The organism is Proteus columbae (genome assembly GCF_002777965.1).
Taxonomy (GTDB): Bacteria; Pseudomonadota; Gammaproteobacteria; order Enterobacterales; family Enterobacteriaceae; genus Proteus; species Proteus columbae.
Window position 1 is genome coordinate 174,722 of record NZ_NGVR01000017.1, and the last position, 11,921, is coordinate 186,642.

Annotated in this window: 8 protein-coding genes; 3 read left to right on the forward strand and 5 right to left on the reverse strand. The window is 38.2% G+C overall.

Going from position 1 to position 11,921, the window contains the following annotated elements; translation table 11 throughout:
• Positions 1-69 precede the first annotated feature (69 nt).
• From CBE70_RS07490 to CBE70_RS07505, 4 genes are all read right to left on the reverse strand, one after another.
• Positions 70-636, reverse strand: a complete 567-nt coding sequence (locus CBE70_RS07490) for a fimbrial protein (RefSeq protein ID WP_100158847.1) — start codon at positions 634-636, stop codon at positions 70-72.
• Between the two features lie 1,133 nt (positions 637-1,769).
• Entirely contained in the window at positions 1,770-3,047 is a 1,278-nt protein-coding gene (locus CBE70_RS07495; RefSeq protein ID WP_100158848.1) for a sigma-54-dependent transcriptional regulator, read from the reverse strand.
• Positions 3,025-5,400 (reverse strand): ATP-binding protein, encoded by a 2,376-nt coding sequence (locus tag CBE70_RS07500; RefSeq protein WP_100158849.1) that lies wholly within the window; start codon positions 5,398-5,400, stop codon positions 3,025-3,027. Before CBE70_RS07500 ends, CBE70_RS07495 begins: the two co-directional genes overlap by 23 nt.
• Positions 5,401-5,457: 57 nt before the next feature.
• Positions 5,458-6,747: an ABC transporter substrate-binding protein gene (locus CBE70_RS07505; protein WP_100158850.1), complete on the reverse strand. Its 1,290-nt coding sequence runs from the start codon at positions 6,745-6,747 to the stop codon at positions 5,458-5,460.
• Positions 6,748-7,059: 312 nt separating this feature from the next.
• On the opposite strand from CBE70_RS07505, the gene CBE70_RS07510 reads away from it, so the two are divergent.
• Both CBE70_RS07510 and pyk read left to right on the forward strand, forming a co-directional pair.
• Positions 7,060-8,397 carry an MFS transporter gene (locus CBE70_RS07510; protein ID WP_100158851.1) on the forward strand — a complete coding sequence of 446 codons (1,338 nt, stop codon included), beginning with the start codon at positions 7,060-7,062 and terminating at the stop codon, positions 8,395-8,397.
• 65 nt (positions 8,398-8,462) lie between these two features.
• Positions 8,463-9,914, forward strand: a complete 1,452-nt coding sequence (gene pyk / locus CBE70_RS07515; protein ID WP_100158852.1) for a pyruvate kinase — start codon at positions 8,463-8,465, stop codon at positions 9,912-9,914.
• Positions 9,915-10,019: 105 nt separating this feature from the next.
• Here pyk and CBE70_RS07520 read toward each other — a convergent pair whose 3' ends face one another.
• Positions 10,020-10,421, reverse strand: a complete 402-nt coding sequence (locus CBE70_RS07520) for a hypothetical protein (protein WP_100158853.1) — start codon at positions 10,419-10,421, stop codon at positions 10,020-10,022.
• 285 nt (positions 10,422-10,706) lie between these two features.
• Between CBE70_RS07520 and CBE70_RS07525 the strand changes: the two genes are divergently transcribed.
• A complete protein-coding gene (locus tag CBE70_RS07525; RefSeq protein WP_232797376.1) occupies positions 10,707-11,894 on the forward strand; it encodes an ROK family transcriptional regulator in 1,188 nt (395 codons plus the stop codon).
• Positions 11,895-11,921 lie beyond the last annotated feature (27 nt).

An 11,921-nucleotide genomic window follows, 5' to 3' on the forward strand; every position in this document is an offset into this window, starting at 1 on the left:
TTAACAGAAGATAATATTGATGAGATGCATGGCGCCTAAACGCCACACATCTTATTAAAACAACAACTATTATTGGTAGACAACTTTAAAGTTAGCTACTGTATCGAAAGAACCCGTTGTTGCTTTCTTATCAACAGCTTCATTACCTTTCACGTAAGCTGAGAACTGCAATGTTGTGACAGAGCCGTCGCCATTATTTAAAGCGTGACCAGCTACTGGGAAACCTTGACCAAAAGTAATTGGATTATTGCCACGGTCAGTGATAACGATACCTGCGTTTTGTACTTTGCCACCTAGGCCCAGTAATTCACCAGTATAACCATCAAAACCACTTACAGTTGAACCTGTAAATAACACTTTTGCAGTTTTATAAGTTTCAGTTGAGCAGTTTTTCAGTACGATATCGAAGTTTTCGCTATCTGAACGGAATTTATTGCTTGTTAGTTCATGTAACGCGATTTCACCAAACTTAACCGTTTGATCTAAGCTATTGTTATCAATTGAACAAGGAACGTCATTGATAAAACCAGTGAAACGTACTTTACCTTCACTACTTTCCGCTGGATCTGCTGCAAAGCTAGGAGCAGCAACAACTAAAGATAACGCAACACCTAAAGCTAATTTAGTAAATTTCATAAAATTTCCTTTATGCACAATAAAGATATTAATATTTCTTGGTTCCAGATGAAATAAACGACAAGTCATTACACTTGATCGCTTTGCTACAATTTAAATATTACAGATCCATTGATAATTCTTTATCAAACCAAGATAGGAGATATCCTACAAATGCATCCTTTTTGCATTCATATTCAAATTAATTTACTGAATAAATTAATCGTATTACCTTTTTAGACGTCGCTTTTAGACATTTTAAAAATTAAGTTCCTTAATTAATAAAAACATCTTATTAAGACATGTAAATAAGCAATAAACTTTAATCAGAAAGTAAGAGTAAAAATTAAAGTAAAAAAACGGATTTAAATTAAGTTCCTTTACTTATTTTTCGATTAAATACTCTCAAAAGGCGTAAATTAAGTCAAAAGTCAAAAAATGATATTATTAGTAAAACCCAAGGATAGTTATCAAATGAAACAATTCTTTAAATGAGTAAATAAAGTATTTTAAACTAAAAGCACATATAGGTTAGATATTATTACTTAATAAAAAACAAAGGCACCACAATTAACACTCATTGAGAGTAAAATAAATATAAAAACCAAATTAATAAAATTAACTAGTCTTTTACAACAAAAAGACACCAAAATATAGAAAATTATATTCTACTGACACGATAAAGCCAACATATATACAAAAACACTTAGGATTCATCTCAATTGAAAGCCTCCATTATACAAAAACACTTAGGATTCATCTCAATTGAAAGCCTCCATTAAATTAAATCATTTTATTTAATTTAATTAATATTCTGATAATCTGATTACGATGATATTTAAAATAGCATGTGAATTTATCGTTAATAATATTTTAAAAAATATTACAAGCATGATTATAATATGAATCTCTTTTTATGAGCATTCATTTTAATATAGTCAATTATGGAATAAAATTCCTTTTTTAATAAATGAAAATGATATTAATCATAAAATGATGATAATAATACCTCGTAACAGGTATGTAAAAAACACCATTATTAACATCAAATAAAGATACCTTATTTTTATATTTAGCTCTTAATAAGATTTTAAGAAAAATAAATTAGAAAAAGCGCCAATATGGCGCTTCTTTATTATCAAATAGATGGGAATTTAAACCTGTGGTTTATAGCTATCTTTATCGAGATCATGTTTTTTCATTCGTAAATATAGCTTTTTACGTGGAATACCCAAATAATCCGCCACATCACTTACACGTCCCGCAAATAAATATAACGCATCTTCTATTAATCGACGCTCATATTCATCCACAAGATTATCCAAAGGCCCTTCAGGTGGAATAATGGCTCGATGTTGTTCACTATCCACCATTTTCACAATACCTACTGCATAGAGTTCGGCCACATTTCGTAACTCACGAATATTACCCGGCCAATCGTAGCGCTTTAAAATATCGAGGTAATTACGATCAATCTTCGGTACTGCAATGCCAAGTCGCTGTGCGCTTTGTCGTAAGAAAGCTCTAAATAATGGAATAATATCAGGACGTCTGGCACTTAACGGAGGCAGTGAAAAAGTGATTTGTGAAAAATAGTAATAGAATTCAGGGATTAATCGTCCTTCTGTTACAAGTTGCTGGGTATTATTTTCTAAAATCGCAATCGTTCTAAAATGACGCTTTCCTTGGCGTTCCATATCTAACAGATAAGAACTTAACCAGCGTTGTGCTTCTGATGATAAATCATAAGGGGAACGTAAAATCAGCGTTCCTATTTCATCCGCTTCAATTTGAGCAATAACCTGTTTGATATCCGATAAATTTTGGCAATCGACTGTTTGGATAGCTTTATCACTATGCGGGCTTAATTCATGCAATAGCTGAGCAAGAAGATGACGCCCCGTTCCCATCTCACCTTCTATCATTAAATCTTTATCGATATCGGCAATTTGTTGTACTTGTTCTCTGATCGCGGTGATTTGCGCACTGTCTCCCACTAATCGCTCTTGTGTGGTGCTTATTACCGCATTTCTAAGAGAAAGAATGGATTGACGCTCTTTGTGAGCCTTCGCCACTAACTCTAAGAAAACAGGTGGATTAATCGGTTTTTCAATAAAATCATAAGCGCCTTTTTTTACCGCTTCTACTGCTAACGGTATATCGCCATGCCCTGTGATCATGATAACTGGAATACGAGAGTCAATTTGTTTAATGCGCTCTAATACTTCCATGCCATTCATTGCTGGCATATAGATATCAAGCACAACAGCTCCCTGCCATTCTGGTGTTAAAAGGCTTAATGCTTTTTCTGGTGAGTCGGTTACTCTGGCAACCATTCCCGCAAGATTGAGTAAATGACGATAAGATTCAAGAATATCTTCATCGTCATCAATTAATAAAACGTCGATATCAGGCATGTGTGATTGTGTCATCTGTAAACTCCAAAACAACCATGGCGCCACCATTTAATGTCGAGGCCAAGTAAATTTCATAACCAAACCGTTGCATAATTGAACGGCAAATGGATAACCCTAACCCAAGCCCCACATCTTTTGTGGTTGTAAATGGGGTAAATAGTTTTGGTAAAACTTCTGAATTGAATCCTTTTCCACTGTCGGCAATCGCCACTAGTTTTCTTTTAGGATCAACAGATAAAAGATCAATTGTGATTTGGCTTTCACCAATACCCGCAATGGCATCCATTGCATTAACAAACAAATTAACCAAGACTTGCTCAATTTGTGTCGGGTCTGCACAAATAGTTAATTCATCAGGAATATTATTCGTAATAATGCACTGCTCTCGTTTAGAACGAGACTCCACCAGCACCATCGCGCTGTCTACCAACTCTTTTAATGGCGCTGAAACAAAGCTAATTTCAGACGAAGATTTACGTGAAAAATTACGCAATGCAGTAATTATTCGATTCATTCGTGCGCACAGCTTTTCTATACGTTCGATAGAATCAGGTAATTGATCATATTTTCCCATCTGCATAGTCAGTTTTGCACTGTACAAATAGGTATTGATTGCAGAAAGTGGCTGATTAAGCTCATGTGCAAGGCTTGTCATCGCCTGCCCTACAACCGCCATTTTAGCAGCTTGTACTAACTCTTCTTGTGTCTGAATTAAGTGTTTTTGTGCTTGTTCTCGTCGTACAATTTCTTCATTTAATTGCTGGTTTTTATCTTGTAAATCTTGTGTTTTTAATGCAACAAGGCGTTGAAGTTCTAATCGGCTTAACTCTTGACGAGTAATATCGGTGATTGTGACGATATATTTGTGTTCATCTTTATGCGGATATTCTCGAATATTAAATTGTAAAAAATTCGGCTCACCCACTTTTACCATTCGAATAGTACATTCACTCTGCCCTAAAAGATAAAGCTGACTCGTTGAACTAAATTGCGCTTTGAGCATAGTGCTCGCCTCACCACTAAACAGGAGCCAAAGTGGCTTATTACTTTGCTCTTTGCCTGTGCCTAATAGTGTTGCTGCACTTGGGTTTACCGTTTCTATTCTGCCATCGTGGTGACAAGTAATTAAACTTGCATCGGTATTATTAATAAGATTTAACGCATTACTGGCTTCAACTTCTTTCATTTGACGCCAAAATCGGCGAAGCCGCCGACTTAACAGACCAATTTCATCTTGTCCTTCAATCAATACTGGCTCGGTTAAATTACCTTTGGCAACATGTGCTAAGTCATCACTTAGTTTATTTAATCTTGCGATAAGTCTTCTATCAATCAAGATTTTCATCACAATAATACTCAGCAATAGTGATGCAATAATGATGACAACAATAACGATTTTCCCCGTTGCCATTAGTTTGCGGGTATTATCATTAAGTTTATTTAGCGCTTCACTTGTCGCAAAAACATTACCTCTTACAGCATTATCAAATTGTGATAATTTTTCATTCAGTTCAGGGGTTAATGCTTTGAGCTTTTTCTCGTTTTCTACATCATCAAGCAGTGTTTGATAGATATCACCGTCATAACGGGTGATCGCAATAATCTCTTGTAACACCTGACGATGGGCAATCGTTGATGGATAGCTTTTTAGTTTCTGATTTAAGGCAATAATTTCATCAATTTTGACGCTGATATAGTGGAAAGCGACATCAATATCACGGCTATAACGTTGATGTGCAATTTCTTCAACTAAACTAATTAATTCATTTTCTGTCGAAAACAACTCTTGTAATAAGGTTGATTCCAATAGGAGTTGTAGGCTGTTTTCCTGTACATTTTTTTCATTGATCATTTGGCTGACATGCCACTCAATTTCATTAAGGAGTGGTTTAATGTCTTCACCAACGGCGTCATGCATCCACGCCAATTGCCCTAATAACTGTGCAAGGCGATTTTCTAATTCTCGACGTTTATCCAATAACACATCTTGTTGATTAATAAGTTCTGATAACTCATCAACAAGTTGAGTATAAAAATCACGCTGTGGCTTTTGCTCAATAGGAAACTCACGCAAATTATCTAATAACTGATGAATTTCCTGCTGTTGTTGCTCTGAAATTGATTTTCTTTGTGTTTGCTCTCGCTCTTTTAATAGCATCTGTAAATTGGTGCTATAACGTTCCATGGTATAGCTGGTGGTTAACAGAGGCAGAGATTCCCCCACTGACGCATTAATCTGCGTCGCCAGCTTTCCCCACATAAAAAAGATAACCACACCAATCAACAAGGTGAGTAAAGAGCTAAAAATAAACGCCATATACAGGCGTCTACCTAATTTGCCAAATTGTTTAGGCACTAATAATTTCATCCGTAATACCTTTCATAAAAACAGCGTTTCCTGCTGTATATCTGAACCACAAGGCGGTTAGGGTGATTTACTTTCATGCAATAGTGTTAACGCACTTTCTAAATTTTTATTCACTTGTGTGCGCCACTGATAAAGTAAAGCCAGTGCCTGATCTGAATATTCTCGCTGATCAGCTTCTTTTGTAAATAACGCTTGGGTTAAAGGAGAATTTGCTTCTTCTTCACTAATAATAACCTTGCTCGCAAGTGCTCTTGCTTCATTTATTGCAAGAATACGCGCAGGTGTCTTATTTTCTTGTTTTTCAGCTTCATGGATCTCATTCCACGTTTGTTTCATTAATGGAAAGCTATGGGTGATCATTTGATCGAACAAGACACTGACGACTTCATTGCGACGGTAGGCTTGATTGCTGTTAAGTATAAAGTCTGTATTATTTGCCAACTCATCATTACTTTTTAATACTGTTTTGCTCAATGGGATCTTTGCCATATCACTTTTATAAATAATTTCTTGTCCTTCGTCAGAAAGCAAAAATTCGATAAACTTAGCTGCTTTTTCTCTCTTACTACTTTCCGCAACTATGGCGACATAAGTAGGTAAAATGATAGAGTTATCAAAATAACTAAATTTAACATAATCAAAGTGCTTTTGATGATTGAAGGCATAGTTATCAATAATTGGCCCAGCACCTACAATGCCTCTGGCGATAGCATCGCTGACTCGTGAACTCCGTGCCGAAATGGAAGAAAGATTACCACTGGTTTCAAGTAATATTTGCCATCCTTTCTCCCAACCATATTCTTGTAGTACATTTTCCACCATGAGCTGCATCGTGCCTGAATTCGCTGGAGTGGTCATGGTTAAATGCCCTTGATAGATAGGATCTGTCATATCCTCCCAACTTTTAGGCGCAGGAATTCCCCATTTTTGTAAGTATTGTGCATTGCTCATAATACCAATACCCGAATATCCAATCGTTGCCACTTTGTCATTTAAAATATCACTATGTCGTGTCAGCCACTTTGGTGCCTCATGCGCCACAGGCAACCTAGCCAAAAGGCCTTCCCTATCTAGATGATGAAAAAAGTTAGCTGACGATGACATCACAATATCAACTGGCTGTGTTGGATACTGCTTCATCATACGAGTTGCAATCGCCATACGACGAAAAATTACTTGTAATTTGGTGTCAGGATAGCGCTCATTAAATGCCGCCATAAGAGGACGCATTGGTGCATCAGCGAGTGTAGTTAAGACAACTAAAGGCCGTTCATCACTTTTTACAGGTGTGATAAACAGCCAACTAAACAGCAAACAGATGAGGCTAAGCGTTATTCTTATTCTCATGACATACCCCTGGTTTTGTTTTGAATAAACATAAAAATGTGTCGAACTTCAAACTTCTGATATTTAGCAATATTTATTATTTTTGGCTAATGAGTCCTTAATGACTCATTTCTAACAATGATACGACGATATCTTCACTCATTTTTAAACCAACGCCTAATAGCGATGTTACAAATTTGACTCACCGATTCAGCAGAATGTGTCATCGATGACTCAAATTCCCTCTTTTGCACCAAGATGACCTAAATGAATAGCATCAGCTCTGAAAACCAAAATCAGCTTCAGACATGAATAATATTCGGAGTCATCTTTATGCTAAGTTTCTTTAAAACCAGAAAGGATCTGCCGCTAATAGAAGCGTCAAGTGAAAAGATCCGCGCAATATATAAAAAGCACCAATGGCAGGTCTTCTTTGGTCTTGTTCTTGGTTATGCCATGTTCTATGTGGTTCGTATGGCACTCGGTGTGGTGAAAAAACCTATGCTGGATGCAGGTATCGTAACCACCGCTGAACTCGGTTTAATGGGTTCTGCGTTCTTCTTTACCTACGCATTTGGTAAGTTCTCTAACGGCTTCTTGTCAGATTATGCCAATATTGGACGCTTTATGTCCATCTCGTTAATTGCCTCTTCCTTTGTTTGTATCTTCATGGGAATGTCAACGGCGAGCCTGTTCTTTATCCTGTTATGGGGTATTAACGGTTGGTTCCAGTCTGTGGGTTCAGCACCTTCTTGTGTCTCTATCTTCCAATGGTTCTCACCCAAACAGCGCGGTACAGTTTATTCCATCTGGGGTGGCTCGCGTAATATCGGTGAAGCAATTACGTGGATCTTAACAGCTACCATAGTGAGCTTCTTCGGCTGGCGTGCAGGTTTTATCGGTGCAGGTATCGCAGGTATTGCTGCGGGTATCGTTTTACTGATGATTTTAAAAGACCGTCCTCGTACTTATGGCTTACCTGATCCAGCAACCGCGTATGGCGAAGAGTCAGAAGCCGTTAAATCAAGTGACCCTAAAGAAACACGTCGCGCTCAGTTATTCGTATTAAAACAACCAACAGTGTGGATCATCGCAGCAGCATGTGCGGCTATGTATATCTCTCGCTATGCAATCAGTTCATGGGCTGTCCTTTACCTACAAGGTTCAAAAGGTTACTCACTGATTGATGCAGGTTTCGCAATGTCTACTTACCCAATCGCGGGTTTCTTCGGCGCAATCTTAGCGGGTATGGCTTCAGACAAACTGTTTAACGCTAACCGTCATATTCCAACATTAATTTACGGTATCGCCAACATCGCTGGTTTTGCACTGATGTTCTGGGGTCCACAAAGCCGTGTTATAGATGCTGTTGCATTAAGTATGGTTGGTTTTGCAATGGGTGGTCTGGTTGTGTTCTTAGCAGGTTTAACCGCTTGTGACCTGATGCCGAAAAACGCAGTAGGTGCAGTAAAAGGCTTTATCGGACTGTTCGCTTACATTGCAGCATCAGCTCAAGAACTAATTTCAGCATCACTGATTAAAGTAACTCAAGTTGGCGATATCACTCACTACGACTTCACCACAGTACAGTATTTCTGGATAGGTTCTGCCATCGTTTCCATGATTTTAGCAACGCTAGTCTGGAATGCGAAAAAAGTGACCATGGATTAATGAATTAATTAAGTTGTCATCAAGGGATACCTTTAGGTATCCCTCTTTAAAAAGAGAATGTCATTATGCGTAAGACAAAAATTGTTGCGACACTTGGCCCGGCTAGCTGTTCAGAACAGATGATTGAAAAACTCATTTTAGCGGGTGCTAACGTATTTCGTTTAAACTTTTCACACGGCACTCGCGAACAGCATCAGGCCACTGCCGCAACTATCCGTCAGGTCGCAGAAAAACATCGTGTATTTATCGGGATCTTAGCAGACCTGCAAGGCCCCAAAATTCGTATCGCTAACTTTAAAAATGATTCAATTCAATTAAAACAAGGCGATAGCTTTATTCTAAATGCAGATTTAGACAACACATTAGGCGACGAGCAACAAGTTGGTTTGGACTACCCACAACTTGTTCAAGAAGTCACACCAGGGAATATTCTGTTACTTGATGATGGCAATATTCAATTACAAGTCAGCGCCGTCAATAATAATAAAATAGAAACTGTCGTTACTGTTGGTGGAAAATTATCTAACCGTAAAGGCATTAACTTACTTGGCGGTGGTTTATCTGCTCCGGCATTAACAGATAAAGATAAACAAGACATACACACAGCAGCCGCAATTCAAGCAGACTACATCGCCGTTTCATTCCCACGTAATGGTGCGGATATTGAATATGCCCGTGGTTTAGTGATTGCAGCAGGAAGTCACGCCAAAATCGTTGCTAAAGTTGAACGTGCAGAAGTAGTTTCTTGTGAAGAAAACATGGACGACATCATTAAAGCATCTGATGTCATTATGGTAGCACGAGGTGATTTAGCCGTAGAAATTGGTGATGCCAGCTTACCAGGTGCACAAAAACAACTGATTGCACGCTGTCGCGCATTAGGTTGCCCGGTGATCACGGCAACCCAAATGATGGAATCAATGATTGAAAGCCCAATGCCAACACGCGCAGAAGTAATGGATATTGCGAATGCGGTTGGTGATGGAACTGATGCCGTGATGCTATCAGCCGAAACTGCGGCAGGGAAATATCCCGTAGAAGCCGTTAGTGCAATGGCGCGTGTAGCTGAAGGGGCTGAGCGCTCTTTTGCGGCTAATGTTGAAAACCCATGGCAATCACCGTCTTACTATTCACAAACAGGTCGCTGGATTGCACTAGCCGCCGCGACAACGGCTTTCCATGACGACAAGCATTTAAGCGTTGCTGCATTAACAGAAAATGGCAAATCAGTGACCTTATTGTCACGCTTTATGCCAAACAACAACGTATATGCATTAACAGATAATCCCGCACTTGCTGGTCAATTAACTGTATTACGTGGTGTAACGCCGGTGGCTTATCAGCGTCAAAACAATAATGACTGTGATGAAAGCATCATGCAAAAACTACAAACCGAGGGATTATTAACAGACATGAATTCACTCTTGATCACCCGTTTATCAACTTTTGAAAACACCGGTGAAAGCGATTGTTGTCATCTTGTTCCTGTAAAACAAGTTGAAACAGCAACGGCTTGAGTGTCTTCTATCAAGGAGCTTATGAGAGAGGCAACCTGAAGTAAATAACAAGAAAAAGAGCACACCAAATCATTTTAGCCACAGGGACTGTGGCTATTTTTCTTTTTACTTATCGCAAGGATAAGCATCTTGTAATGCAAGAATATAAACTAATTCTATGGGTGCATCTTTTTGTTTCTGCTTAACAATGGGATGTTTATCTAAATAAGCATCAATATGTTCAACCATAAAATCGCCGTTTTGCTCCACTTTTTTAGGTGGGCAATAAAGTGGTTTAAAATCATTACCTTCATTATGTAATCTTACTGAAACTGCATAAAAATTAAATCCATTCGCGATACCATTAAGATAAGCTTGTGTTACGGACTCTAATTGTTTATTAGCAGGATTGTCTTGGGTAAGTAATTGTTTAACCTGAAGATAAGCACTCAGTGTTATCGCTTGTGAATACACTGGGTATAATAATAAAATCCCTATTAACCCTTTTAACAACATTCCTTTTTTCATTCTGATTTTCTCTTTAGTTCAATAGATATTAATTTCATTCTAGTCGTTTTATTGCATTAAGAATATGTGCAATGAATATATGTACGGAAGATCTTTGAGAGGCTCCCATTGTGCAAATCAAACTCATCAAATTGTGATCACAAACTCATTTAGGATGGTTTCTAAACTAATTAACTGTTTTATACTTTACAAAGTAAATAAAACGGTGCATAACTATCAATCACAGACGATTTTATATAAAAAAAACATCTTTTAGTTTTGTTTCTAAACAAATGGAGTAGTAACGTGACACCGAACGTACCCAATACATTACGGCAAATGAATGCCTCGCTTGTATTAAATGTCATTCGTCATCAAGGTCCTTTGTCACGGGCTCAGATAGCCAAAATTAGCGGAATTACAAAAGCGACGGTGTCTGAAATTATTAACGATCTCCTTGAAGAAAAAATCGTTTATGAAAGCGGCGTCAGTTCGCCAGCAGGACAAGGCAGAAAAGGTATTTTAGTTAACTTCGATCCTCAACACAGTTTAGGCGTCAGCATTGATTTAGGTGGAACCAAAATAGCTTATGCGGTTTTTAACTTAGATGCCGAATTATTGTATGAATATCAAGAACCTACCTTTGATACTGACGATCGTGAGTACTTTATTTCGCAATTTGCACAAAGTATTGAAAATGTGATCGAAAAAAGCGGCGTAGACCGTCAAAAGATCAATGTTATCGGTGTCGCCACACCAGGGATCATCGATATCAAAAATGGTGTTGTGCTAGAAGGCTCTCCTAACTTACCCCAATGGGATAACTTACCTTTAGCACAACAGCTTACAGAAAAACTCAATGTACCCGTTGTACTCGAAAATGATATTCGTGCAGCTCTTGTGGGTGAAATGTGGAAAGGTCGCTGCCGTCATACGCACAGTTGTGCGCTGATTGGTATCGGCACAGGATTAGGTTCCGCCTTGCTGATGGATGGAAAAGTTATCCGCGGCGCAAACAATGCAGCGGGTGAAATCGGCTATATGATGTTTGCTCGTGATCATCTTTTTCGTAATTGGCGCAATAAAGGATGCTTTGAGAGTTTCTGCTCCGGCTCAGGTTTAAGTGAGCGTATGGCGAGTTTACGTGGGGAAAATCTTAGTGCGATTGAGATTATTCAAGCCTCACAACAAGGTGATCCGCTTGCTCAATCCTTAGTTGAGGAAATGGCAGATTATCTTGCTATTGGCATTATGAATTTAGTCGCCATTGCAAATCTGGAAAAAGTGGTGTTAACAGGCGGGATCACCCGCTCTGCTGACACTTTTTTACCGCGTGTTCAGGCAAATCTAGATAGACATTTATTTGCTAACACCAAAGTGAATATCGAGCTTTCTGAATTATGGGAAAAAGGCCCGCTTTATGGCATTGCTATTCTCGCCTTAGCCACGCTTTATCCATCAATTCAATTTATGCCCGAGATCCAATTGAGATAACCCTAATAAAAAAATCTTTAAACGAGA